The following is a 22,687-nucleotide window of genomic DNA, read 5'->3' as shown; positions in this document are numbered from 1 at the left end:
CTGACCACAGCAGTGAACTGATGGACCGTCACCCGAAGTCAGCAGCACGTCAGCATCAGTACCGCCACAGCCCGCCCCGGACCGCCGTGAACCGCCAAGATCCAAAACTGGCCTGACTCATCCTGACCTGCAAAAATGGAGGTCAGGGGTACATCTACCAGTCTCACCAGGAGGTACCCATGAAGATGTTGATCAACGTCCCGGAAAGCGTGGTCGCGGATGCGCTGCGTGGTCTGGCGGCTGCCCACCCGGAGCTGGCCGTGGACGTGGAGAACCGGGTGATCGTGCGGCGGGACGCTCCCGTCGCGGGGCAGGTGGGGCTGGTCTCGGGCGGGGGCTCGGGGCACGAGCCACTGCACGGCGGCTTCGTGGGCCCCGGCATGCTGTCGGCGGCCTGTCCGGGCGAGGTCTTCACCTCCCCCGTGCCCGACCAGATGCTGCGCGCGGCCGCCGCCGTGGACAGCGGGGCCGGAGTGCTGTTCATCGTGAAGAACTACACCGGGGACGTGCTCAACTTCGACATGGCCGCCGAGATGGCCGAGGACGAGGGCATCCAGGTGGCGAAAGTGCTGGTCAACGATGACGTGGCGGTGACCGACAGTCTGTACACGGCGGGCCGTCGCGGTACGGGCGCGACCCTGTTCGTGGAGAAGATCGCGGGCGCCGCCGCAGCCGAGGGGATGCCCCTGGAGCGGGTCCAGGCCATCGCGCGGCAGGTGAACGAGAGCTCCCGCAGCTTCGGGATCGCACTGAGCGCCTGCAGCACCCCGGCGAAGGGCAGCCCCACCTTCGATCTGCCGCCCGGTGAGCTCGAGTTGGGCATCGGTATCCACGGCGAACCCGGCCGGGAGCGGCGCGCCATGATGACCTCCGGCGAGATCGCCGAGGCCGCCGTCGAGGCGGTGGTGGAGGACCTCCAGCCGCGCAACCCGGTGCTGGTCCTGGTCAACGGCATGGGCGCGACACCGCTGCTGGAGCTGTACGGCTTCAACGCCGAGGTGCACCGGGTGCTCGCCCAGCGTGGCGTCCCCGTGGCCCGCGTCCTCGTGGGCAACTACGTCACCTCCCTGGACATGGCGGGCGCCTCGCTCACCCTGTGCCAGGTCGACGAGGAGCTGCTGCGGCTGTACGACGCGCCGGTCAAGACCCCGGGCCTGCGCTGGGGCGTGTGACTCACAGAGGGTAGAGGATCACCACGTACCTACCAGGCAAGGAGATCCAGTGCTCGACGCCGATTTCTTCCGCCGTTGGATGACGGCGACCGCCGCGTCCGTCGACCGCGAGGCGGAACGGCTCACCGCCCTCGACTCCCCCATCGGGGACGCCGACCACGGCAGCAACCTCCAGCGCGGGTTCACAGCCGTCGTGACCGTGCTGGAGGAGGAGGCCCCCGGCACGCCCGGAGGGGTCCTGACCCTGGCCGGACGCCGGCTGATCTCGACGGTCGGCGGCGCGTCGGGGCCGCTGTACGGGACGCTGCTGCGCCGTACCGGCAAGGCGCTGGGCGATGCCGAGGAGGTCAGCGCGGAGCAGCTGGCCGAGGCGTTGCGGGCAGGGGTGGACGCGGTCATGACGCTCGGCGGCGCCGCCCCGGGCGACAAGACCATGATCGACGCCCTGGTGCCCGCGGTGGACGCGCTCGGCGACTCGTTCGCCGCGGCCCGGACCGCGGCGGAGGAGGGCGCGGTGGCGACGACGCCCCTGCAGGCGCGCAAGGGCCGGGCGAGCTATGTGGGCGAGCGCAGCATCGGCCACCAGGACCCGGGCGCCACGTCGTCGGCGTTGCTGATCGCCGGACTCGCGGAGGCCGCCGGTGAGTGACGAGCAGCTGGTGGGAATCGTGCTGGTGTCGCACAGCGCGGAGGTGGCCGCGTCGGTCGCCGAGCTGGCGAAGGGGCTCGCGGGCGGCGGCCCGGCGGTACCGGTCGCTCCGGCGGGCGGTACCGAGGGCGGCGGGCTCGGCACCAGCTCCGAACTGATCGCCGCGGCGGCCGCGTCCGTCGATCGCGGTGCCGGAGTGGCCGTCCTGACCGACCTGGGCAGCGCGGTGCTCACGGTGAAGGCGCTGCTGGCGGAGGGTGACGAACTCCCCGAGCGGACCCGCCTGGTGGACGCCCCCTTCGTGGAGGGAGCCGTGGCCGCGGTCGTCACGGCGTCCACCGGGGCGGACCTGGCGGCGGTGGAGGCGGCTGCCACGGAGGCGTACACCTACCGGAAGGTGTGAGCGCCGCCTGCGGCCGGGCATGCCGAAGCGGCGGTGTGCCCGGTCGCAGGCGTGCCGGTGAGGTGCCGTCAGCCGCTCAGCGCCCGTCCGCCCGGCTTCCGGTGGCGAATCGCTTCGCCGCCCGCTCTCCCTCCGTCACGGCGGCGGCGTGGTCCTCGATGGGCGACACCTTGGTGTTCTTGAAGACGATGTAGGTGACGCCGGAGGCTGCGCCGCCGCCGTGTGGATCGGCGCGGATACCGAGGGCCCTGGCGGTCGCGTAGGACGCCTCTCCGATGATGCCCTGCGGGCCCGCGTCGCCGACGACCGCGTACCGCACGCGGTCGCGGTACACGACGGCCACCACCGAACCGCCGCCGATGCCGTGGTCCCGGTAGTCCCAGCGGCGGCTCGGCGCGGGTACGACGATGAAGGGCAGACGTTCGGCGCTCAACGGGCGGCCGTCCGACTGGGGGTAGGCCGTGCTCGCGGCGAAGTACGGGTCGGTGCGGACGTTGCAGCGGGGGCCGGGCCGGCCGTCGCAGTCGATGTCCATGTCGGCCTTCCAGAACACGACGTCGCGGGTGCCACAGACGGGGATGTTCGCGGGCGAGCCGTAGTCCCTGCGGTAGCGGCCCCGGGAGACGGGAGTGCAGTCGCTCACCCCGGCGAGCAGGTCGGCGGCGCTCACGGTGCTCTCGCGCCATACCGTGGGCTGGGGGTGGGCGGCGGGGGGTGTCGTCGGGGCGAGCAGGGCGGCGCTGGCCGCGGCCAGGGTGAGCGACTGGACACGCACGATACGGGAGCCTCTCATCGGGAACCTGACGGGCACTCAGCCCAATCTGTTCCCGGGACGATCACCCGGCCACCGCTAAGGGGCCGGACGGCGCACGTCCCCAACCCCCGACAGGGACCGGGAGCCTGAGTCCGTGTAAGACTCCGGCTGCCCGGCCCGCCCGGGCCGGCACGGGTTCTGCGGCGACAGCGGTCCGCGCGACAGAGCCGAACTCCTCGTTGCTGAACCGGAGTTCGACCGTGAGGCCTTCAGCATACGTAAGGCTCCCGGGTGGTCACGCAGGGCCCGGCGTGCGCCCCTCCCGGCCGGACCGTCCCCGTTCGACCGGACGCCCTCTTGATGCGGTCCCGCAGGGGCGTCATATTGGTCCGGACCATTACGGTGCACCGGCCGGCCGACCACCCCACGGAGGCAGTGTCGTGCGAGGACCTTCCGCTCCCTCATTCCTCCTCCGCAGCCTGGCGCTCTGCGGAACCCTCGCGCTGGTCGCCTCCTGCGGCCCGGCCGGGGCGGAGGAGGGGGACGGCGGCGTGCCCGGTGCGCCGGCGGGTGTCACCGCCGCGTCGGGCAGCGCGACGAGCGTGCACGTCATGTGGAACACGACCGACCGGGCCGATGGCTACGAGGTGTATCGCGGCACCACGAAGGTCAAGGAAGTGCCGGGTTCGCAGCACATGGTGGATGTCACCAGGCTCCGGCCCTCCACGCTGTACGTCTTCTCCGTGCGGGCGCGGGGCGCAGACGGGCGGCTCGGGCCGCCCGGCCGCCGGGTGCGGGTGAAGACGCCCGCGGCCGTGGCGGACGACCGCTCCGCGCCGACCCGCCCGTCGGCGCCCCGCGGCCGGGCGGTGGGAAGCCGGGCGGTCCAGCTGTCCTGGTCCGCCTCGACGGACGACCGGGGTGTGGTGTCGTACGACATCCACCAGGGAGGCACGAAGATCCACAGTGTGGGCGCAGGCCGGACGGCCACCGTGCTCACGGGGCTGCGGCCGGGCACGCGCTACGCCTTCACCGTCCGGGCCCGGGACGCGGCCGGGAACGTCTCCGCCGCCACCCGCACCGTCCGCCTCACCACCCCGGGCACCGACGACGGCCGGGCCACCGCCCCCACCGGCTTCCGGGCGACGAGCCACCGGGCGGACGGGGCGTACCACCTGGACCTGAGCTGGGTGCCGCCCCGCGTGGACGGTGAGGTCACCGAGTACCGGATCCAGCTGGACGGCCGGCCCGCCACGTCCCTCGTGTTCGGCGGCAGGGCCCCGCGTGACCGGGCCACGTACAGCTTCTACGTGGGACGGAGAGCCGGTGCCACTCACCGGGTCCGCATCAGGGCGATGCTGCCGGACGGCACCTGGGGAGGTCTCTCGGCGGAACGGACGGTGACCACGGGGCCCTGACGTCTCCGCGGCATCGGCCGGGCGGAGGAACCCGTCACCTGCACGGGGGCGCTCGGAGTGCGGCCGTGGCCGGGGGCGCCTTGGCTGACCCCGAGGCAGCACGGGCGTTCCCCGACCCTCGGCGGCGCAAGGGATGTACCGCCGACCGTGCCGCCGGAGGGCAGTCCACATGCGCAACTCATCGTCAGTTCTCCGCTCCGGCCTGACCGTCGCAGTCGCCGCGCTGCCCCTCGCCCTGGCCGCGGTGCCCGCCGTCGCGGGCCCGGGTATCTCCGTGAGCACCACGGGGTCCACGGTGTCGGTCACGACCAGCTCGTGCACCCAGATCAACGGCAGCTGGGGCACCGCCTCGCTCCTCACCAGCAGTCAGGGCAGCTTCGCCCAGGGCCGCCAGGTGACGCTGTCGGGGACGTCCACAAGTCAGTCCGCGGCCTGGTCGAGCGTCTCGCCGGGCACGTACACGGTCATCGTCGTCTGCTCGGACGGCACCACCGCGGGCACGCAGTCCGTCGTGGTCTCCACCGTCCCCTCCCCCTCGCGGTCCGCGTCGCCCTCCGCCTCGCCGTCCCGCGGCGTCATGGGCGGGGCCGGCGGCAGCACGAAGGACTACGGGACCCTCACGCTCGTGGCGGGCGGCACGCTGGTCGGGGCGGGCCTGATCGGAACGGCCTGGTACCTGCGCCGGCGCAACAAGCCGTACCGGCTCTGACCCGGTACGGACGGCGGCCCGCTCCCCCGAAGCGCTCCGGGCGGGCGGGCCGCCGTCACCGCCGTCATGTCGTGTCCGGGGCGGCCGGGTCCGTCAGGTGGGTCCGCCGTCCGGGAGTTCGGCGACGTCCGCCACGGCACGACGGAGCCACTGGGTCCAGAAGGTCTCCAGGTCGATGCCGGCCCGCAGCACGAGATGCCGCAGCCGGACGTCGGTGCCGTCCCGGCCAGGTGGGAAGTCGCGCTTCTCGATCTCCTCGTACTCCGCCAGCTGCCGCTCGTGCAGCTCCAGATGGCGCCGCAGATCGGCCTCCAGGCCCGCCGTGCCGACCACGGCCGCCGCCCTGAGCCGCAGCAGCAGCGCGTCGCGGTGCGGCTTGGGGTCCTGGGAGGCGGAGGTCCAGCGGGCCAGCTCGGTGCGGCCCGCGGGCAGGACCTCGTAGCTCTTCTTCTGCCCACGGGCCGGCTGCTCGGACGGCAGTACCCGGATGAGGCCGTCGGCCTCCAGTTTCCCGAGCTCGCGATAGATCTGCTGGTGCGTCGCCGACCAGAAGTAGCCGATCGACCGGTCGAAGCGGCGGGTCAGCTCCAGGCCCGACGACGGCTTTTCGAGCAGGGCGGTCAGGATCGCGTGCGGGAGTGACATGGCCTCATCCTAGGGACGCGTATCCGCACTACAGGGCCGCTGCCAGCTCCGTGCCCTGCTTGATGGCACGCTTGGCGTCCAGCTCGGCGGCCACGTCGGCACCGCCGATGAGGTGCGTGCTGCGCCCGGCGGCGAGCAGCTCCTCGTACAGGCCGCGGCGCGGCTCCTGGCCCGTGCACAGCACGATCGTGTCGACCTCCAGGACCGTGCTCTGCTCACCGACGGTGATGTGGAGTCCGGCGTCGTCGATCCGGTCGTAGCGCACGCCCGGGACCATGGTGACGCCGCGGTGCTTGAGCTCGGTGCGGTGGATCCAGCCGGTGGTCTTGCCGAGGCCGGCGCCGACCTTGGAGGTCTTGCGCTGGAGCAGGTGGACGGTGCGCGAGGGGGCGGGCCGCTCGGGCGCCGCGAGGCCGCCGGGTGCGCGGTAGTCGAGGTCGACGCCCCACTGACGGAAGTACGTCGCCGGGTCCTCGTGGGCCTTGTCGCCGCCGTCGGTGAGGAACTCGGCGACGTCGAAGCCGATGCCGCCCGCGCCGAGGATCGCGACCCGGTCGCCGACCGGGGCGCCGTCGCGCAGGACGTCGAGGTAGCCGACCACGCTCGGGTGGTCGACGCCGGGGATCTCCGGGGTGCGCGGGGTGACGCCGGTGGCGACGACGACCTCGTCGAAGTCATCGAGGTCCGCGACCGTCACCAGAGCGTTCAAGCGGATGTCGACGCCGTGCCAGTCGAGCTGGGTGCGGAAGTAGCGGAGCGTCTCGTCGAACTCCTGCTTGCCGGGGACCTTGCGGGCGACGTTGAGCTGGCCGCCGATCTCGTTCGCCGCGTCGAACAGCGTCACGTCGTGCCCGCGCTCGGCCGCGGAGACCGCGCAGGCGAGACCGGCCGGGCCGGCACCGACGACCGCGACGCGCTTGCGCAGCCGGGTAGGGGAGAGCACCAGCTCGGTCTCGTGACAGGCGCGCGGGTTGACCAGGCAGGACGTGATCAGACCGCTGAAGGTGTGGTCCAGGCAGGCCTGGTTGCAGCCGATGCAGGTGTTGATCGCCTCGGGGCGGCCGGCGGCGGCCTTGGTGACGAAGTCGGGGTCGGCGAGCATCGGGCGGGCCATCGACACCATGTCGGCGGCGCCCTCGGCGAGCAGTTCCTCGGCGAGTTCGGGAGTGTTGATGCGGTTGGTGGTGACGAGCGGGACGGACACCTCGCCCATGAGCCGCTTGGTCACCCAGGTGTACGCGCCGCGCGGCACGGAGGTCGCGATGGTGGGGATGCGGGCCTCGTGCCAGCCGATGCCGGTGTTGATGATCGTCGCCCCGGCGGCCTCGACGGCCTTGGCGAGGGTGACGACCTCGTCGAGCGTCGAGCCGCCCGGGACGAGGTCGAGCATGGAGAGGCGGTAGATGACGATGAAGTCCTCGCCGACCGCCTCGCGCACCCGGCGCACGATCTCCAGCGGGAAGCGCGTGCGGTTCTCGTAGGAGCCGCCCCAGCCGTCGGTGCGGTGGTTGGTCTGCTGCGCGATGAACTCGTTGATGAGGTAGCCCTCGGAGCCCATGATCTCGACACCGTCGTAGCCGGCCTGCCGGGCGAGGCGGGCGGCGCGGGCGTAGTCGTCGATGGTCCGCTCGATGTCGGCGTCGGTGAGCTCGCGGGGCGGGAAGGGGCTGATCGGTGCCTGGACCGGGCTCGGGGCGACGAGGTCCTTGTGGTACGCGTACCGGCCGAAGTGCAGGATCTGCATCGCGATCCGCCCGCCCTCGCGGTGCACGGCGTCGGTGATGACCCGGTGCTGCTCGGCCTCTTCCTCGGTGGTGAGCTTGGCGCCGCCCTCGTAGGGCCGTCCCTCGTCGTTGGGGGCGATGCCGCCGGTGACGATCAGGCCCACTCCCCCGCGGGCGCGGGCGGCGTAGAAGGCGGCCATGCGCGCGAAGCCGCCCTCGGCCTCCTCCAGGCCGACGTGCATGGAGCCCATGAGGACCCGGTTGGGCAGGGTCGTGAAGCCCAGGTCGAGGGGGGTCAGCAGGTGCGGGTAACGGCTCATCGGGCCCTCCGTGCGCGGTGTCGTGCCTGTAGTTGTAGAGGACTGCCGACGGTTTATGCAATTAGTTGCATAATAACGTGATGGAGGGCACAGCAGGGCCATGACCAGGGACCTCGGACCACTGGCTGGTGACCGCTGACCGCATGCGTGGACACCGCGCCGCACTCCTGGCGCGTGGACACCGCGCCGCAACCCTGGCAGCCGCGAGCGTCCCGGCCACGGCCTGGCCGGCCTCGGTCCGCTCTGCGGGACGGGGGAAGGAGTCGGGAAGCGGTCAGCGGCTCTGCAGACGCACGTGCAGTTCCTTCTCCTGGTCGCCGGAGACCGTGCTGAGATCGTGCACGTCGAACAGCGAGTCCAGGGTCGTGCGGAACCGTTCGATCGCCCAGTAACCGCCGTGCAGGTCGGCCTCGACGGAGGACGACAGGTGAACCGGCCGCGCGCCCTCGTGCTCGTCGGCGACGTCGAAGGTTCCGAGCCACACCGTCGGGCGGGTCTCGTGCAGTTCCTCGGGCACGTCGTCGGCACACCGGTCGGACTCGAAGCAGGAGCACAGTGCGTCGAACACGATCCGGGCGTCGTGCTTGCTGCACCCGCTGATCTCCACCGAGACGGAGTGGGGGTGTGGTCGCTCCTCGTCCATCGCCATCGTGATCGCTCCTCTCGAGGCCACCGGCTGCCGTATCCGCCCCTACCCCAGCAAAGCACCACCTTCCGGCGAGCACTACCTGCGGTGCAGTTCTCCCGGTGACGGTTTTGCGGGGCGGTCCGCGCCGCGGTGGGAGATGGTGGAAGGTGACGGAAAGGGGCCTTCGGGATACGGCTCCGCGCGGTAGAACTTGGGGTGTCGGCACACGACGGCGTGCCGCGAGGACGGCGAAGGCGGGCGTGGGATGGGTGCAGCCGGGTCTCCCGAATCCGCAGGCGACGGTCCGGTGCGCGGATCGGCGCGCCCGAGCGGGCTGCTGGACGTGCTGCGCGTGGCCTCGGTGGTCCTCGACGCCGAGGGCCGCATCGTGCTCTGGAGCCCGCAGGCGGAGGAGCTGTTCGGATACGACGCCCAGGAGGCGCTCGGGCAGTACGCCGCCCGGATCATGGTCCACGAAGAGCACGTCGATCTCGTCGTCAAGTTGTTCGCCGACGTCATGGGCACCGGTCAGAGCTGGGCGGGGGCCTTCCCGATCCGCCGCAAGGACGGCGGCACCCGGCTCGTGGAGTTCCGCAACATGCGGCTGCTGGACGACCAGGGCGACGTCTACGCGCTGGGGCTGTGCGCCGACCAGGGGACCGTGCGCCGGCTGGAGCGAGAGGTGGCCCTGTCGACGCGGATGATCGCCCAGTCCCCGATCGGGCTGGCCGTACTGGACACCGAGCTGCGGTACGTCTCGGTCAACAAGGCGCTCGAGGAGATCAACGGCGTACCGTCCGAGGAACACCTGGGCCGCACCCCGCGCGAGGTGGTGCCCCGGATGGACGTGGACGCCCTGGAGGCCGCGACACGCCGGGTGCTGGAGACGGGCACGCCGGTCGTCGACCAGTCCACGATCGGCCGCACCCCTGCCGATCCGTACCAGGACCACGCCTGGTCGGTCTCGCTGTACCGGCTGGAGAACGCCTTCGGGACCGTGCTGGGCGTGGCCGTCTCGATCGTCGACGTCACCGAGCAGTACCGGGCGGGCATCGAGGCCGAGGCGGCGCGCCGGCGCCTGGCCCTGATCGCCGACGCCTCGGGTCGGATCGGCACCACGCTGGACCTGGACCGCACGGCCCGCGAGCTGGCCGACGTGGCCGTGCCGGAACTCGCGGACATCGCGGCCGTCGACCTGCTGGACGCGGTGGTGCAGGGGCGGCGCACCAGCCTGGGCCCCGCCGAGTCGGCCGTGATCCGCGCGCTGGCGGTCCAGGGGTTCGACTCCGCCGAGGCGCTGGAGGCGGCCGACACTCCCGGGCAGGTCGCCCGGTACGCACCCGACCGGCTCGTCACCCGGTGCGTGCGCACGGCGAGCCCGGTGATGCTGCCGGAGGTCAAGGACGAGGACCTGGTGCACATCGCCCGTTCCCCGGAGGCGGCCGAGCTGCTGGGCCGGGCCGGGGTGCACTCGTATCTGGCGGTACCGCTGATCGCGCGCGGAGAGGTGCTGGGGGCGCTGGACCTCAAGCGCACCCGCAATCCGCTGCCGTTCAGCGAGGACGACCTGCTGCTGGCACGCGAGCTGGCCGCCCGGGCGGCCGTGCAGATCGACAACGCCCGCTGGTACCAGAGCGCCCGGGAGACGGCGCTCACCCTGCAGCGCAGCCTGCTGCCCAGCCATCCGCCGGTCACGGGCGGGCTGGAGGTCGCCTCCCGCTACCAGCCGGCCGGGGCCACGAGCGAGGTCGGCGGCGACTGGTTCGACGTGATCCCGCTGGACGGCGGCCGGACCGCGCTCGTCGTGGGCGATGTGATGGGCAGCGGCATCCCCGCGGCGGCGGCGATGGGGCGGCTGCGCACGGCGACCCACACCCTCGCCTCCCTCGGCCTCGACCCGAACGTGCTCCTGGAACACCTGGACAAGATCACCGCAGGTCTCGAACAGGCCATCGCCACCTGTGTCTACGCCGTCCACGACCCGCACCTGCGGCAGTGCCGGATCGCCAACGCCGGGCACCTGCCGCCGGTGCGGGTCCGGGCCGGGCGGCCACCGGAGCTGCTCGGTCTGCCGACCGGGGTGCCGCTCGGGGTGGGCGGTGTCGCCTTCTCCACGACCACCGTCGAACTCGAACCCGGGGACCGGCTGGTGTTCTACACCGACGGTCTCGTCGAGACCCGGCGCGACCCGATCGACGAACGGCTCGAGACACTGCTGTCCCTGCTCGACGGGCCCGACCTGCCGCTGGAGGACGTCTGCGACCTGCTGCTGCGCACGCTGCACGAACCGGACAACTTCGACGACGTGGCGCTGCTCATCGCGCGGGCGACCGCACCGGACTGAGAGGCCCTACGGCGCGACGCCGACCACCACGTGGGCGTACAGCTCCTCCGACACGGCCAGGTGGGTCGTGAGGCCGCCGCGCTCGAAGGCCTCGACGGCCGCCGGTGCCTGGTGCCGGCTCGTCTCCACCAGGACGCAGCCCCCGGGGGCGAGCCAGCGGGACGCCTCCGCGGCGACCCGGCGCAGGACGTCGAGGCCGTCGGCGCCGCCGTCGAGGGCGACCAGCGGCTCGTGATCCCGGGCCTCCAGCGGCAGCAGCCCGATCTCGTCGCTCGGTACGTACGGCACGTTGGCCGCGAGGATGCCGACGCGGCCCCGCAGCGCGCGGGGCAGCGCCTCGAACAGATCGCCCTGGTGGACACGGCCGCCGGCGGCGGCGATGTTGCCGCGGGCGCATCGCACGGCGGCCGGGTCGATGTCGGCGGCGTGCAGTTCGACGGGGCCGAGCGCGGCGGCCAGCGCCGCTCCCACGGCGCCCGAGCCGCAGCACAGGTCCACGACGACGGCGGCACCGGACGCCCGCTCCAGGGCCTGCTCCACCAGGAACTCGGTGCGCCGGCGCGGCACGAAGACGCCCGGGGCGACGGCGATACGCAGGCCCCGGAACTCGGCCCAGCCGACGACGAGTTCGAGCGGCAGGCCCGCGACACGACGCTCGACCATGGCGGCGGCCTCGGCCGGGGTGCGCGCGGCGGAGAGGATCAACTCGGCCTCGTCCTCGGCGAAGACACAGCCCGCGGCGCGCAGGGCGAGGACGACGCAGTCACGGGAGGACGGCGCGGAAGGGGGGACAGCGGACACAGACGGCATGGAAGCCCAGAGCCTTTCGGAACCGAAGGGCGCTCCGGCGATCGCCTACGACCGGCGATCCGCGAGACATCGAGAGGAGAGCACCCGAACTGACACAGCGGTAATGGGTCTCACCTCCTCGGCTTCCGACGGCCGGGTCCTCCCCCGGCCGGACGGCAACCCTACCCGACGGGCCCGCAGCCCGTGCGGCCCTCGTGACGGCACCCGGCAGGTGGTTGGGCTGTGCAACCATGGAAGGAGCCGAGCAGCACCGTGGTGAGGGAGGGCCCGTGCACACCGCAGACGCCGTGGAGACCATCCAGCGGGAGATGACGGTCTTCGCCCGCCGGGCCAGAGCCGCGGCGGGCCGGATGCACCCCGAGCTGTCGCTGGTGTCGTACACGCTGCTCGGACACCTGGAGGAGAGCGGTGGGTGCCGGGCCACCGACCTGGCCGTCCACTACGCGCTGGACAAGTCCACCGTCAGCCGCCAGGTGGCGGGGCTGGAGCGCGCCGGACTCATCGAGCGCCGGCCCGACGCGGCGGATCAGCGCGTCCAGGTGCTGCACCTGACCGGGGCCGGGCGGCACATCCTGGCCCAGGTCACCGAGAGCCGCCGCGCGGCCTTCCGGGAGCGCCTGGCCGACTGGCCCGCGCAGGACCTGAGCCGGTTCGCGGACTACCTCGTGCGCTACAACGCCTCGCCCGGTCCCGGCCGGCAGGACTAGGACACCCGGCACGTACGGTTGAGTACGCACACACCGAGCACACCGGTCCGGCGGGGCGCCGCCGGCCCGGCCCGGAGGCACCACCGCATGCACATCACCCGAGGCTTCACCGGGCGCCCGCGCGTCGCCGACCCCGGCCTGCCGCCCGGCCAGTACGACGCGGGCGACGACTGGCCCGTCCTGTCGGCCGAGGTCACTCCCGAGCTGGCGGCCGCCGACTGGACCTTCCGCGTGGACGGGCTGGTGGCCGAGCCCCGCACCTGGGACTGGGAGGCGGCGCACCGGCTGCCGCCGTCGGCGTACGAGGGTGCCATCCACTGCGTGACGAGCTGGTCGAAGTTCGGGGTGCGGTTCGCGGGCGTGTCCCTGGACGCGTTCCTGGACCTGGTCCGGCCCCATGAGTCGGCCACCCATGCCGTCGCCTACTCGCACACCGGCTACACCGCCAACCTCCCGCTCGCCGACCTGACCGGCGGGCGCGCCTGGATCGCCTGGGAGTACGACGGGCAGCCGCTCGCCCCCGAGCACGGCGGTCCGGCCCGGCTGCTGGTGCCGCACCTGTACTTCTGGAAGAGCACCAAGTGGATCGGGGGTCTGCGGATCCTCGACCACGACGAGCCGGGCTTCTGGGAGCGCAACGGCTATCACGAGCGGGGCAACCCGTGGGAGGAGCAGAGGTACTCCGGTGACTGAGACCGCCGTGACAGAGGCCTTCGTGCCGCCCACGCGGTTCGCCGTGCCCGGGCGCATCGCCGTGAGCGAGCAGGCCGCGTCCGAGTGGCAGACCGCCACTCTCACCGAGATCCGCCGCGAGACCCCGCACGTGTCCACCTTCCGGCTCGCCGTGCCGGGCTGGCCGGGGCATCTGCCCGGCCAGCACCTGATGGTGCGGCTGACCGCCGAGGACGGCTACGCCGCCCAGCGGCACTACTCGATCGCGTCCGCGCCGGACGACTCCGGGCAGGTCGAGCTGACCCTGGACCACGTCGAGGGCGGCGAGGTCTCGGGCTGGTTCCACACCGTCGCCCGGCCCGGTGACCGGGTCGAGGTGCGGGGCCCGGTGAGCGGCTTCTTCGCCTGGCCCGGAGACCGCCCCGCGCTGCTGGTCGGCGCGGGCTCGGGCGTCGTACCGCTGATGTCGATGATCCGGCACCACCGGGCACGGAACCTGACCGTGCCGCTGCGGCTGGTGGTGTCCGCGCGCAGTCCCGAGGAGCTCATCTACGCCCGGGAGTTGGGTGCGGAGACCACCACCGTCTTCACCCGGAGCGCGCCGGAGGGTGTGGCGGTCGGACGCATGACGGCCGCACATGTGGCGCCGCTCCTGGCCGAGCAGCCTTCCGGTGGGTGGGAGGCCTATGTGTGCGGCTCGAACTCCTTCGCCGAGCACGCCTCGCGCCTGCTGGTGACGGCAGGTCAACCGGTGGACCGGATCCGCATCGAGCGCTTCGGCTGACCCGGGCGTTTCGCCCCGCTCGCGCCGGGCACCCAGCCGGAGGGCTGCGGCGGCCCGCCGCTGTTGCGCGTGGGTGGGCCGGGTGTTGAGGAGGTGGGCATGCGCACCCCGATGCACGGTTGGCGCCGGCAGCGCAGTCCGCTGCGCCGCCGGTCGGATGTCGTCGAAGCGTGGACGGTGCTGGTGGTCGCCGTCCTCGTCGTGGTGGGCGCGCCCCTGGCCGGGGCGGCCGCCGCCCGGTGGGCCCATGGCGAGGCGCGGTCGCTGTCGGTGGAACAGCGGGCCGAGCGGCATCGGGTCCGGGCCGAGGTGGTCGGCGGGAACGACGCATTGCCGTCGGTACGGGCCGGCGGGCAGCACGCGTACCGGGCCACCGTGCGCTGGACGGAGCCGGGCGGTGCCACGCGCACCGCGACGGCCCGGGTCCCCGCGGACTCCCGGCGCGGCGACAGGGTGGACGTCTGGTTCGACCGCCAGGGGCGCAGTGTGCTGCCACCGGTGGACGAAACGGCGGTCTGGGAGCACACCCTCACCATCGGCGCCTGTGCCACGGGCGGTGCGGTGGCCGTGGTGCTCTTCGGTCACCTCCTCGTGCGACGGGTGGCGCTGCGCCGCCGGATGGCCGAGTGGGACCGGGCGTGGGCCCGTGTCGAACCGGAGTGGACGCATCGCAACGCGTGACGGCGCGGGGCCCCGGGGCATCGGAACAAACGCCTGGCCAGTCCTCCGGCCACGGACGTAGTGTGATCATCCGCACTGCCCCTGTAGCTGCTTCTCACCCAAGGCGGTCCTGCATGGCCCTGTTCGACCTTCCGCTCGACGAGCTCCGCGAGTACCGCAGCGCGGTCGCCGAGCCCGAGGACTTCGACGCCTTCTGGTCCAAGACCCTCCAGGAGGCTCGCCAGCACGACCTGGACGCCCGGTTCGAACCGGTCGACACGGGCCTGTCCACCGTCCAGGTCTTCGACGTTACCTTCGCCGGTTTCGGCGGCCACCCGGTCAAGGGCTGGCTGACGCTCCCGGCCGGCGCGGACGGCCCGCTGCCGCTCGTGGTGGAGTTCATCGGCTACGGCGGCGGGCGCGGGCTCCCGCACGAGCACCTGCTGTGGGCGTCCTCGGGCCGGGCTCACTTCGTGATGGACACCCGCGGGCAGGGCAGCGGCTGGGGTGGGGGCGGCGGCACGGCGGACCCGGTGGGCGGCGCGCCCGCGTACCCCGGCTTCATGACGCGCGGCATCGACGCTCCGGAGAACTACTACTACCGCAGGGTCTACACGGACGCGGTGCGTGCCGTGGAGGCGGCCCGATCACACCCCCTCACCGACCCGGCGCGCACGGTGGCCGTCGGTTCCAGCCAGGGCGGCGGCATCACGATCGCGGTCGGCGGACTCGTCCCGGACCTGGCGGGCATCGCGCCGGACGTGCCGTTCCTGTGCGACTTCCCGCGCGCGGCGACGATCACGGACCGGCACCCGTACCGGGAGATCGGTCTCTACCTCAAGACCCACCGTGGCCGCACGGAGGACGCCCTGCGCACGGTGTCCTACTTCGACGGCGTCCACTTCGCCGCCCGCGGCCGGGCCCCGGCGCTCTTCTCGGCCGCCCTGGAGGACCAGACCTGCCCGCCCTCGACCGTCTTCGCGGCCTTCAACGCCTGGAGCCACGAGGACAAGGCGATCGAGGTCTACGACTTCAACGACCACGAGGGCGGCGGCCCCTTCCAGCAGGCGGCCAAGCTGCGCTGGATGCGGTCGTACATCTGATCCGGCCGTTCACCTCCGCCGGGCTTCCGCTCGGTCCGACCAGTCGGTACGTTCATCGCGCCCGGGCCGCGACGCGGCGGTCCGGGCCCGGGACGGTCGGCGGAGGGGTTCATGTCCGAGATCGGGACACAGGTGCACGGTCACTGCGACGCGGCGTTCACGGCGCTGCGCAGGGCGTTCGAGGAGAACTTCCGGGGGCGCGGTGAACTGGGCGCCGCGGTGGCCGTCACCGTCGGCGGCCGGACCGTGGTGGACCTGTGGGGCGGCTGGGCCGACGCGGCGCGCTCCCGGCCGTGGGAGCGGGACGCCGTGGTCAACGTGTGGTCCACCTCCAAGGGGCCGGTGGCGCTGTGCGCGCACATCCTCGCCGATCGCGGACTGCTCGACTTCGACGCGCCGGTGGCCGCGTACTGGCCCGAGTTCGCCGCCGCGGGCAAGGAGAAGGTCCTCGTGCGGCATCTGCTGTCGCACCGCGCCGGTCTGGCCGGTCTGCGTGAGCCGCACTCCCTGGAGCAGCTCTGCGACTGGGAGCTGACCACGCAGCGGCTCGCGGCGACCGAGCCCTGGTGGGAACCGGGCACGCGGTCCGGCTATCACGCGCTGACCTACGGCCATCTGGTCGGCGAGGTCGTACGCCGGGTGTCGGGGCTGCGGCCGGGGGCCTTCCTGACGCGGGAGGTGACGGGGCCGCTCGGCCTCGACTTCCGCATCGGCCTGCCGGAGCGGGACTTCGGCAGGGCGGCCGAGCTGGTTCAGACGCCTCCCACGGCGAACGGTGAACAGGCGGCGATCTTCGCCCAGTCGGCGCCGGCGGCCGTCGCCGCGCTGGCCAACCCGGGGGTGTCCGCCGCGACGGCGAACACCCCGCAGTGGCGGGCCGCCGAGATCCCGGCGGCGAACGGCCATGGCACCGCGCGTGCCGTCGCCGGACTGTACGGCGTCTTCGCGGGCCTCGGCTCCCTCGGGGACCACCGCGTGCTGTCCCCCGAGGCCGCCGAGCGGGTGCGCGAGGGGCAGGGCGGTTGCCGGGACCTGGTGCTCGGCGCCGGCTTCGAGCACGAGACGGAGCTCGGTCTCGGACTCTGGCTCAGCGGCCCCGACGGCTCGTACGGCCCCAACCCGCGGGCTTTCGGACACGACGGCGCCGGCGGCTCCTGCGGGCTCGCCGACCCGGAAGCGGGAGTGTCCCTGGGCTATGTGATGAACCGGATGGGTTCCCGTATCGCCAACGACCCGAGAAAGAGGGCCCTGATCGACGCCCTGTACGACGCGCTGTGAGGGCGGGGCGGGCGACGGTTTCGGCCGAACCACCCGACCGCCCTTCCCAGCTGGTTTAGACCAATGCTAGATCTGGTGGCGCACCGAGCCCGTACGGCTACCGAACGTCACCCACAGGAGGGGCGGCATGGCCCGCACCACCCCGCACGATCCCCCGCCGTCCGAGTCAGAGCCCCTGTACCGCCGGATCGCGGCGGAGCTGCTCGGCGAGCTGCACGACGGCACCATCCCACCCGGTGAACGGCTGCCGAGCGAACGGCGGTTGGCCGGTCGCCTGGGAGTCAGCCGGGAGACCGTACGGCAGTCGCTGGAGCTGCTTCGCCGCGACGGCCTGGTCACCACCGACCGGCGCGGCAGCCACGCCACCCTGCCCGGCCTGCCGGTCGAGACCCCGGCGTCGCTCACCTTCCCGGTGGGCGCCGGGGCCGCGGCCCCGGGCAGTGTCGCCCGCGCCACCGTCACCTGGGAGGCGCCCCGTCCGGACCACGCCGAGGCCCTGGGGCTGGCCCCCGGCCGCCCGACCCTGGTCCACCGCTACCGGTATGCGACCGCCGACGGACAAAGCCTGCGCACCGCCGTGACGTCGTTCTCCGCCGTGGCGCTGGCGGAGGTCGAGGAGCTGGCACGCTACCGCGACCGGGCCGACGGCACCGCCGCCGCGCAGCTGCGCCGGGCCTACGACTGGATGCGCCGGGCCGGTCTGACCCTGCACCACCGCGACGCCATCACCCGCATCGCGAGCGCCCCGTCGGTACGGGTCACCCGGCAGGTTCACGATCAGTACGCCCGCCCGCTGGAGATCACCGATCTCGTGGTGGACGCCCACCAGGACGCGCTGGTCTACGAGTTCACCCTGCCGGGCCGGGCAGCGACGCCCGCGCCCGAAAGCCGCCGGTCACCCGTTCGGCGGACCGCCGACGCGGGTTCCCGGAGATGACGGAGATCATCGAGAGACGGCACGGCTCCCCCAGGCGACCCCCGAGAGGAACCCCATGACCACGTTCACGACCTCCGACGGAACCGAGCTCTGCTACAAGGACTGGGGCGCGGGGCAACCCGTGGTGTTCAGCCACGGCTGGCCCCTCAACGCGGACGCGTGGGACGGGCAGGCCCGGCTGGTCGCCGAGCACGGCTTCCGGGCCATCGCGCACGACCGCCGCGGACACGGACGCTCGGGCCAGCCGTGGCGGGGCAACCACATGGACCGGTACGCCGACGACCTGGCCGAGCTGATCGAGGCACTGGACCTCACCGACGCGGTCCTGGTGGGCCACTCGACCGGCGGCGGTGAAGTGGCCCGCTACATCGGGCGGCACGGGACGGCGCGGGTCGCGAAGGTCGTGCTGCTCGGTGCGGTGCCGCCGCTGATGCTGCGGACGGAGGCCAATCCGCAGGGCACGCCGAAGGACGCCTTCGACGGGATCCGCGCCGGTGTCGCGGCGGATCGCTCGCAGTTCTACTGGGAGCTGAGCGAGGCCTTCTACGGCTTCAACCGGCCCGGTGCCGCAGTGTCGGAGGGCGTGCGGCGGGCGTTCTGGATGCGGAGCATGCAGGCCGGGCTGAAGGGCGCCTACGACTGCGTCGCGCAGTTCTCGGAGACCGACTTCACGGAGGACCTGCGGCGCATCGACGTGCCGACGCTGGTCGCGCACGGGGACGACGACCAGATCGTGCCGATCGCCGCCTCGGCCCACCGGACCTCCCAGCTCGTCAAGGACGCGACGCTGAAGGTGTATCCGGGCGCCCCGCACGGCCTGGTCGGCGACTTCGAGAAGGCGTTCAACGACGATCTGCTGAACTTCCTGCGCGGCTGACCCTCACCTCGGCACCTGGGCCCGGTCCGGCAGCCGGGCCATGACGAGACGCACGCGGGGGCTGCCGTCCGGTCGCCGCCCGAACTCGGGGAGCGGCTGGAGCTCCACCCCGAAACCGACTGCCGCGAGTCCGCGCTGTACGTCCCCGAGACGGAACGCGCGGTAGTACATGACGAACGGAGGCCGCCAGAAGGCGTTGCGCACCCGCATCACGGTGTCGAAGCCGAGCAGCGCCCAGTAGCCGGGCGAGCCCGGGCGGGGCGGGGCGACCAGCGGGAAGGCGAAACAGCCGCCCGGTCGCAGGACGGAGCGGACCTGCGCGAACAGCACGGGCAGTTCGCGGGGCAGGAAGTGCCCGAAGGCCCCGAAGCTCACCACCAGGTCGAAGGCGGGCGCGAAAGGCAGCGCGCGGGCGTCGGCCCGGACCCAGGAGACCGGCGGGCCCGTCGGCGTGACCCGCTCGCGTGCGACGTCGAGCATGCCCGCGCTGAAGTCGACGCCGGTGACCCTCTCCCGGCACACCCCTGCCAGCACACCGACGCCCGCTCCCGTACCGCAGCACAGGTCGAGTCCGGCGTCGAAGGGTCCGGCCGACCGCAGGGCCGAGCCCACGGCGTCGAGGATCGCGTCGGGTGTCCGGAAGGGCGTGTGGTCGAACTTCGGCGCGAGGAGGTCGTAGCCGCGCTCGACGGACGACAGCGCCTGGACGGCGAGTTCGCGCACACTGGGGCCTTCGGGACCGAACATCGGCTCAGCCTAGGGGAGAACGCTGCTGAAGGACGGTGCGTACGCGCTCGCACCAGCGGATGTTCTCCTCCTCGAAGCCGATGCCTCCCATCAGCGTGAGGTAGGGGCCGACACGGTCGGCCTCGCGGAGGTACTCGTCCTCGCTGCGGCCGGCCAGGAGGCGTTCGCGCACGCGCCGGTAGCGGGCGAGCTTGCCGCGGGCCCACGCCTCCCGCTCCTCGATCAGCGCGCGCGTCGCATCCAGGTCCACGCCGTCCATGGCCTGGATCTTGATGAGGAGTTCGTCGCGGATGGTGGTGGGCCGCCGGGGCGGCGTGGCGGCGAACGTGCCGAGGTCCTGTCGGCCGGCTTCGGTCAGCGTGAACATGCGCTTGTCGGGCCGCCGTTCCTGGCGCACCACCCTGGCCTCGATCAGTCCGTCCTGCGCGAGGCGCTCCAGTTCCCGGTAGAGCTGCTGCGGGGTCGAGGCCCAGAAGTTGGCCAGCGACACGTCGAACACCTTGGACAGCTCGTACCCCGAGGCCTCGCCCTCCAGGAGGGCCGCCAGAACGGCGTACTTGAGAGACATGTGGACACCGTATCAAGGGGTGTTATTCTACTCCGCACCTACTCAACAAATTGACCAAGGCGGGTTCGATGCGTGCATTCCGTGAGGCGATCGAGAAGCTCGACCTCGACGCCGCCGAGGCGCTGCTGGCGCCCGATGTCGTCTTCACCAGCCCCGTCGTGTTCAAGCCGTACGCCGGCAAGGCGATCACGGCGGCGATCCTGCGTGCCGTCTCCGGGGTCTTCCAGGACTTCCGCTACGAGCGCGAGATCAACGACGTGAACGGGCGCGACCACGCCCTGGTCTTCGCCGCGCGGGTGGGCGACCGGGAGATCAGCGGCTGCGACTTCATCCATGTCGACGAGGACGGCCTCATCGACGAATTCACGGTGATGGTGCGCCCGTTGTCGGCGGCCCAGGCGCTCGCGGCGGCCATGGGCGAGCAGTTCGAGCGGATCGCCGAGGAGGCACGGACCCGCTCGGTCTGAGCGACACGTCCCGGGTTCCGTTCCCGCGTTCTCCCGGCACTCGCGGCCGGTTCACGGTTTCATGTCCTCATGACGTCCGTCGAGCACGACCGGCTGATGAGGGCCAACCAGGCGAACTGGGACGCCCGCACACCCGTCCATCTCGCCAGCCGCTTCTACGGTCTCGATGAGGACCTCGCACCCGAGCGCTGGTTCGCCCCGTTCGAGTGGGCGGACCTCGGCGAGCTCGCCGGGCGTGACGTGCTGCATCTCCAGTGTCACCTCGGCACGGAGACGATCGCCTTCGCGCGGCGCGGCGCCCGGGCCGTCGGCCTCGACTTCTCGGGCGCGTCGGTGGCGGCCGCACGGGACATCGCGACGAAGGCCGGCACGGACGTGACGTACGTCCGGGCCAACGTGTACGACGCCGTCGAGGCCCTGGAGGGGCGGCGGTTCGACGTCGTCTACACCGGCAAGGGCGCCCTGTGCTACCTCCCCGACCTGGACCGCTGGGCGGGGATCATCGCCCGGCTGCTGCGTCCCGGCGGCCTGTTGTACGTGGTCGAATTCCACCCCCTGCTCAACTCGCTCGGCCCGAAGGCCGCCCCGGGCGAGGGGCCCGAGCTGCTGCTGCGCCACGACTACCTGGGCGGCGGCGGTCCGGTGCGCCGCGACGGGACCCACACCTACACGGACGGTCCGGCCGTCGAAGGTGCCACGGACAGCTACGAGTGGATGCACGGAATGGGCGAGGTCGTGAACGCGTTGACGCATGCGGGACTCGCCGTGCGGCGACTGCGGGAGGGCGACGAGCTTCCCTGGCCGCGCTGGCCGCAGATGGTCCGTACGGAGTCCGGCTGGTGGCGCCTGCCCGAGCCGCGCATCCCATTGCTCTACGGGCTGCTGGCCACGCTGTGACCTGGCTCGCCGAGGCAGGCCCAAGGTAGGCCCACTCGCATTCGCCGCTTTCGGTGGTACATTGCGAAGAGCACTCGTGCACGCCCCTCTTTGCGGGCGCCGGTGCCGTTCTTCATCTCTCTCCTTCATTTCCAGCACCACGACGTGTTCGTCGTATCCGAGGTGCTGTCCCCCGCCGCCCGGAAGCGCGCCACAGGCCCTCCCTTCGCGGCTCTCCCCCCCTTCGCACGTCTCTTGTCCGCCGTCCGTGAAAGGACACACACCACCATGACCACCACACTCGACAACCCACCCGTCCGGCAGCAGTCCCCGGCCCGGACCGTGTCCGGTGTCCTCGACATCGACTCGAACGGGAAGGGGCACCTGCGCGCCGAGCACTGCCTGCCCTCGCCGGCCGACCCGGCGGTCTCCCCCGCGCTGATCCGCCGGTACGGCCTGCGCAAGGGCGACCTCGTCGAGGGCGTGACCGGAGACCGGCGCGCCCTGACCGACGTCGCACACGTCGCCGGCCGTGCGCCCGCGGACCTGCGCGGCAGGCGCCACTTCCGGGACCTGACGCCGTTGCATCCGCACGAGCGACTGCGGCTCGAACACCCGGCCGCCGGCCTCGCCGGCCGCGTCGTCGACCTGATCGCACCGGTCGGCAAGGGCCAGCGCGGGCTCATCGTGGCCCCGCCCAAGACCGGCAAGACCGTCCTCCTCCAGCAGCTCGCCGCCGCCGTCACCGGCAACCACCCCGAGTGCCGGCTGATGATGGTGCTCCTCGACGAGCGGCCCGAAGAGGTCACCGACATGCGGCGCTGCGTACGGGGCGAGGTGTACGCCTCGACCTTCGACCGCAGCGCCCCGCAGCACATCGCGCTCGCCGACCTCGTGATCGAGCGCGCCAAACGGCACGTCGAGGCCGGTGAGGACGTCGTCCTCCTTCTCGACTCGCTGACCCGGCTGTGCCGTGCGCACAACAACGCGGCCGCTTCCGGTGGCCGCACCCTCAGCGGTGGCGTCGACGCGTCCGCGCTGACCGGACCCAAGCGGTTCTTCGGCGCCGCCCGGTCGGCCGAGGAGGGCGGATCCCTCACGATCCTCGCGACCGCCCTGGTGGAGACCGGTTCCCGTGCCGACGACTTCTACTTCGAGGAGCTGAAGAGCACCGGCAACATGGAGCTCCGCCTGAGCCGGGACCCGGCGTCCCGCCGGGTGTTCCCGGCCGTCGACATCACGCCCTCGGGCACGCGCCGCGAAGAACTCCTGCTGCGGGGGCCGGAGTTGGCGGCCGTCCACGGGCTGCGGCGCGTGCTGCAGGGCCGGGACGGGCAGGGCGCTCTGGAGACCCTCCTGGAGCGCATGCGCGAGACGCCGGACAACGCGACGTTCCTGCGGCGCATCCAGCCGACCCTGCCCTCGGGCTGACGCG

General features: G+C 72.7%; 24 protein-coding genes. 17 read left to right on the top strand and 7 right to left on the bottom strand.

The genetic code is table 11. The features are described from left to right. Positions 1 to 179: 179 nt before the first annotated feature. The 3 genes from dhaK to FDO69_RS25790 are packed head-to-tail and all read left to right on the top strand — an operon-like array spanning position 180 to position 2,224. On the top strand, positions 180 to 1,172 hold the full coding sequence (gene dhaK, locus FDO69_RS25800) for a dihydroxyacetone kinase subunit DhaK (RefSeq protein ID WP_104782234.1): 993 nt from the start codon (positions 180 to 182) through the stop codon (positions 1,170 to 1,172). A gap of 49 nt (positions 1,173 to 1,221) precedes the next feature. Next, positions 1,222 to 1,821, top strand: a complete 600-nt coding sequence (dhaL, locus tag FDO69_RS25795) for a dihydroxyacetone kinase subunit DhaL (RefSeq protein WP_104782233.1) — start codon at positions 1,222 to 1,224, stop codon at positions 1,819 to 1,821. After that, a complete protein-coding gene (locus FDO69_RS25790) occupies positions 1,814 to 2,224 on the top strand; it encodes a PTS-dependent dihydroxyacetone kinase phosphotransferase subunit DhaM (RefSeq protein WP_053668167.1) in 411 nt (136 codons plus the stop codon). Before dhaL ends, FDO69_RS25790 begins: the two co-directional genes overlap by 8 nt. 76 nt (positions 2,225 to 2,300) lie before the next feature. Here FDO69_RS25790 and FDO69_RS25785 read toward each other — a convergent pair whose 3' ends face one another. Then, on the bottom strand, positions 2,301 to 2,999 hold the full coding sequence (locus FDO69_RS25785; protein ID WP_104782328.1) for a glycoside hydrolase family 75 protein: 699 nt from the start codon (positions 2,997 to 2,999) through the stop codon (positions 2,301 to 2,303). A 419-nt stretch (positions 3,000 to 3,418) separates the two neighbouring features. Here FDO69_RS25785 and FDO69_RS25780 point away from each other — a divergent pair, with 419 nt between their 5' ends. Both FDO69_RS25780 and FDO69_RS25775 read left to right on the top strand, forming a co-directional pair. Beyond that, positions 3,419 to 4,396 (top strand): fibronectin type III domain-containing protein, encoded by a 978-nt coding sequence (locus FDO69_RS25780; RefSeq protein WP_104782232.1) that lies wholly within the window; start codon positions 3,419 to 3,421, stop codon positions 4,394 to 4,396. 169 nt (positions 4,397 to 4,565) lie between these two features. Further along, positions 4,566 to 5,105, top strand: a complete 540-nt coding sequence (locus FDO69_RS25775; RefSeq protein WP_104782231.1) for a hypothetical protein — start codon at positions 4,566 to 4,568, stop codon at positions 5,103 to 5,105. Between the two features lie 93 nt (positions 5,106 to 5,198). On the opposite strand, the gene FDO69_RS25770 is transcribed toward FDO69_RS25775, so the two are convergent. The 3 genes from FDO69_RS25770 to FDO69_RS25760 all read right to left on the bottom strand — a co-directional run bounded on the left by FDO69_RS25770 (position 5,199) and on the right by FDO69_RS25760 (position 8,437). Continuing rightward, positions 5,199 to 5,750 carry a PadR family transcriptional regulator gene (locus FDO69_RS25770; RefSeq protein WP_104782230.1) on the bottom strand — a complete coding sequence of 184 codons (552 nt, stop codon included), beginning with the start codon at positions 5,748 to 5,750 and terminating at the stop codon, positions 5,199 to 5,201. A gap of 28 nt (positions 5,751 to 5,778) precedes the next feature. Continuing rightward, a complete protein-coding gene (locus tag FDO69_RS25765; protein ID WP_104782229.1) occupies positions 5,779 to 7,794 on the bottom strand; it encodes an NADPH-dependent 2,4-dienoyl-CoA reductase in 2,016 nt (671 codons plus the stop codon). 274 nt (positions 7,795 to 8,068) lie between these two features. After that, on the bottom strand, positions 8,069 to 8,437 hold the full coding sequence (locus FDO69_RS25760; protein ID WP_104782327.1) for a hypothetical protein: 369 nt from the start codon (positions 8,435 to 8,437) through the stop codon (positions 8,069 to 8,071). Between the two features lie 250 nt (positions 8,438 to 8,687). Here FDO69_RS25760 and FDO69_RS25755 point away from each other — a divergent pair, with 250 nt between their 5' ends. Beyond that, positions 8,688 to 10,766 carry a SpoIIE family protein phosphatase gene (locus tag FDO69_RS25755; protein ID WP_104782228.1) on the top strand — a complete coding sequence of 693 codons (2,079 nt, stop codon included), beginning with the start codon at positions 8,688 to 8,690 and terminating at the stop codon, positions 10,764 to 10,766. Between the two features lie 6 nt (positions 10,767 to 10,772). Here FDO69_RS25755 and FDO69_RS25750 read toward each other — a convergent pair whose 3' ends face one another. Continuing rightward, positions 10,773 to 11,576: a putative protein N(5)-glutamine methyltransferase gene (locus tag FDO69_RS25750; protein ID WP_104782227.1), complete on the bottom strand. Its 804-nt coding sequence runs from the start codon at positions 11,574 to 11,576 to the stop codon at positions 10,773 to 10,775. Positions 11,577 to 11,806: 230 nt separating this feature from the next. Between FDO69_RS25750 and FDO69_RS25745 the strand changes: the two genes are divergently transcribed. The 8 genes from FDO69_RS25745 to FDO69_RS25710 all read left to right on the top strand — a co-directional run bounded on the left by FDO69_RS25745 (position 11,807) and on the right by FDO69_RS25710 (position 18,594). Beyond that, positions 11,807 to 12,283 carry a MarR family winged helix-turn-helix transcriptional regulator gene (locus FDO69_RS25745; protein ID WP_389830929.1) on the top strand — a complete coding sequence of 159 codons (477 nt, stop codon included), beginning with the start codon at positions 11,807 to 11,809 and terminating at the stop codon, positions 12,281 to 12,283. 87 nt (positions 12,284 to 12,370) lie between these two features. Then, the gene (locus FDO69_RS25740) at positions 12,371 to 12,976 is read left to right on the top strand and encodes a sulfite oxidase-like oxidoreductase (RefSeq protein ID WP_104782225.1); all 606 of its coding nucleotides are present in this window, start codon (positions 12,371 to 12,373) and stop codon (positions 12,974 to 12,976) included. Between the two features lie 7 nt (positions 12,977 to 12,983). After that, a complete protein-coding gene (locus FDO69_RS25735; protein ID WP_104782326.1) occupies positions 12,984 to 13,739 on the top strand; it encodes a ferredoxin reductase in 756 nt (251 codons plus the stop codon). A 99-nt stretch (positions 13,740 to 13,838) separates the two neighbouring features. Beyond that, the gene (locus FDO69_RS25730) at positions 13,839 to 14,420 is read left to right on the top strand and encodes an Rv1733c family protein (RefSeq protein WP_104782224.1); all 582 of its coding nucleotides are present in this window, start codon (positions 13,839 to 13,841) and stop codon (positions 14,418 to 14,420) included. A 113-nt stretch (positions 14,421 to 14,533) separates the two neighbouring features. After that, a complete protein-coding gene (locus tag FDO69_RS25725) occupies positions 14,534 to 15,502 on the top strand; it encodes an acetylxylan esterase (RefSeq protein WP_104782223.1) in 969 nt (322 codons plus the stop codon). Between the two features lie 111 nt (positions 15,503 to 15,613). After that, complete coding sequence (locus tag FDO69_RS25720) at positions 15,614 to 16,780, top strand: serine hydrolase domain-containing protein (protein ID WP_104782222.1); 1,167 nt, start codon at positions 15,614 to 15,616, stop codon at positions 16,778 to 16,780. Positions 16,781 to 16,907: 127 nt separating this feature from the next. Continuing rightward, positions 16,908 to 17,717 carry a GntR family transcriptional regulator gene (locus FDO69_RS25715; RefSeq protein ID WP_104782221.1) on the top strand — a complete coding sequence of 270 codons (810 nt, stop codon included), beginning with the start codon at positions 16,908 to 16,910 and terminating at the stop codon, positions 17,715 to 17,717. A 55-nt stretch (positions 17,718 to 17,772) separates the two neighbouring features. Continuing rightward, a complete protein-coding gene (locus FDO69_RS25710; RefSeq protein WP_104782220.1) occupies positions 17,773 to 18,594 on the top strand; it encodes an alpha/beta fold hydrolase in 822 nt (273 codons plus the stop codon). Between the two features lie 3 nt (positions 18,595 to 18,597). On the opposite strand, the gene FDO69_RS25705 is transcribed toward FDO69_RS25710, so the two are convergent. Together FDO69_RS25705 and FDO69_RS25700 are read right to left on the bottom strand one after the other, a co-directional pair. Beyond that, the gene (locus FDO69_RS25705; RefSeq protein WP_104782219.1) at positions 18,598 to 19,341 is read right to left on the bottom strand and encodes a class I SAM-dependent methyltransferase; all 744 of its coding nucleotides are present in this window, start codon (positions 19,339 to 19,341) and stop codon (positions 18,598 to 18,600) included. Positions 19,342 to 19,345: 4 nt separating this feature from the next. Beyond that, positions 19,346 to 19,909: a PadR family transcriptional regulator gene (locus FDO69_RS25700; RefSeq protein WP_104782218.1), complete on the bottom strand. Its 564-nt coding sequence runs from the start codon at positions 19,907 to 19,909 to the stop codon at positions 19,346 to 19,348. 68 nt (positions 19,910 to 19,977) lie between these two features. Here FDO69_RS25700 and FDO69_RS25695 point away from each other — a divergent pair, with 68 nt between their 5' ends. The 3 genes from FDO69_RS25695 (at position 19,978) to rho (ending at position 22,683) form a co-directional block, all read left to right on the top strand. Beyond that, complete coding sequence (locus tag FDO69_RS25695) at positions 19,978 to 20,376, top strand: nuclear transport factor 2 family protein (RefSeq protein ID WP_104782217.1); 399 nt, start codon at positions 19,978 to 19,980, stop codon at positions 20,374 to 20,376. 69 nt (positions 20,377 to 20,445) lie between these two features. Beyond that, a complete protein-coding gene (locus FDO69_RS25690) occupies positions 20,446 to 21,273 on the top strand; it encodes a class I SAM-dependent methyltransferase (RefSeq protein WP_104782216.1) in 828 nt (275 codons plus the stop codon). 267 nt (positions 21,274 to 21,540) lie between these two features. Further along, positions 21,541 to 22,683, top strand: a complete 1,143-nt coding sequence (rho, locus tag FDO69_RS25685) for a transcription termination factor Rho (protein WP_167526678.1) — start codon at positions 21,541 to 21,543, stop codon at positions 22,681 to 22,683. Positions 22,684 to 22,687: the final 4 nt, after the last annotated feature.

The sequence above is a fragment of the Streptomyces tibetensis genome (assembly GCF_007655005.1).
GTDB classification, from domain to species: Bacteria; Actinomycetota; Actinomycetes; order Streptomycetales; family Streptomycetaceae; genus Streptomyces; species Streptomyces tibetensis.
The sequence above is the reverse complement of the archived record's forward strand: the minus strand, read 5'-3'. Positions and strand labels throughout refer to the sequence as shown.

Coding starts and splice junctions, on each gene's coding strand:
- dhaK (WP_104782234.1), top strand. CDS start 180: ATGAAGATGTTGATCAACGTCCCGGAAAGCGTGGTCGCGGATGCGCTG.
- FDO69_RS25775 (WP_104782231.1), top strand. CDS start 4,566: ATGCGCAACTCATCGTCAGTTCTCCGCTCCGGCCTGACCGTCGCAGTC.
- FDO69_RS25770 (WP_104782230.1), bottom strand. CDS start 5,750: ATGTCACTCCCGCACGCGATCCTGACCGCCCTGCTCGAAAAGCCGTCG.
- FDO69_RS25765 (WP_104782229.1), bottom strand. CDS start 7,794: ATGAGCCGTTACCCGCACCTGCTGACCCCCCTCGACCTGGGCTTCACG.
- FDO69_RS25760 (WP_104782327.1), bottom strand. CDS start 8,437: ATGGACGAGGAGCGACCACACCCCCACTCCGTCTCGGTGGAGATCAGC.
- FDO69_RS25755 (WP_104782228.1), top strand. CDS start 8,688: ATGGGTGCAGCCGGGTCTCCCGAATCCGCAGGCGACGGTCCGGTGCGC.
- FDO69_RS25750 (WP_104782227.1), bottom strand. CDS start 11,576: ATGCCGTCTGTGTCCGCTGTCCCCCCTTCCGCGCCGTCCTCCCGTGAC.
- FDO69_RS25745 (WP_389830929.1), top strand. CDS start 11,807: ATGGAAGGAGCCGAGCAGCACCGTGGTGAGGGAGGGCCCGTGCACACC.
- FDO69_RS25740 (WP_104782225.1), top strand. CDS start 12,371: ATGCACATCACCCGAGGCTTCACCGGGCGCCCGCGCGTCGCCGACCCC.
- FDO69_RS25730 (WP_104782224.1), top strand. CDS start 13,839: ATGCGCACCCCGATGCACGGTTGGCGCCGGCAGCGCAGTCCGCTGCGC.
- FDO69_RS25725 (WP_104782223.1), top strand. CDS start 14,534: ATGGCCCTGTTCGACCTTCCGCTCGACGAGCTCCGCGAGTACCGCAGC.
- FDO69_RS25720 (WP_104782222.1), top strand. CDS start 15,614: ATGTCCGAGATCGGGACACAGGTGCACGGTCACTGCGACGCGGCGTTC.
- FDO69_RS25715 (WP_104782221.1), top strand. CDS start 16,908: ATGGCCCGCACCACCCCGCACGATCCCCCGCCGTCCGAGTCAGAGCCC.
- FDO69_RS25710 (WP_104782220.1), top strand. CDS start 17,773: ATGACCACGTTCACGACCTCCGACGGAACCGAGCTCTGCTACAAGGAC.
- FDO69_RS25705 (WP_104782219.1), bottom strand. CDS start 19,341: ATGTTCGGTCCCGAAGGCCCCAGTGTGCGCGAACTCGCCGTCCAGGCG.
- FDO69_RS25700 (WP_104782218.1), bottom strand. CDS start 19,909: ATGTCTCTCAAGTACGCCGTTCTGGCGGCCCTCCTGGAGGGCGAGGCC.
- FDO69_RS25695 (WP_104782217.1), top strand. CDS start 19,978: ATGCGTGCATTCCGTGAGGCGATCGAGAAGCTCGACCTCGACGCCGCC.
- FDO69_RS25690 (WP_104782216.1), top strand. CDS start 20,446: ATGACGTCCGTCGAGCACGACCGGCTGATGAGGGCCAACCAGGCGAAC.
- rho (WP_167526678.1), top strand. CDS start 21,541: ATGACCACCACACTCGACAACCCACCCGTCCGGCAGCAGTCCCCGGCC.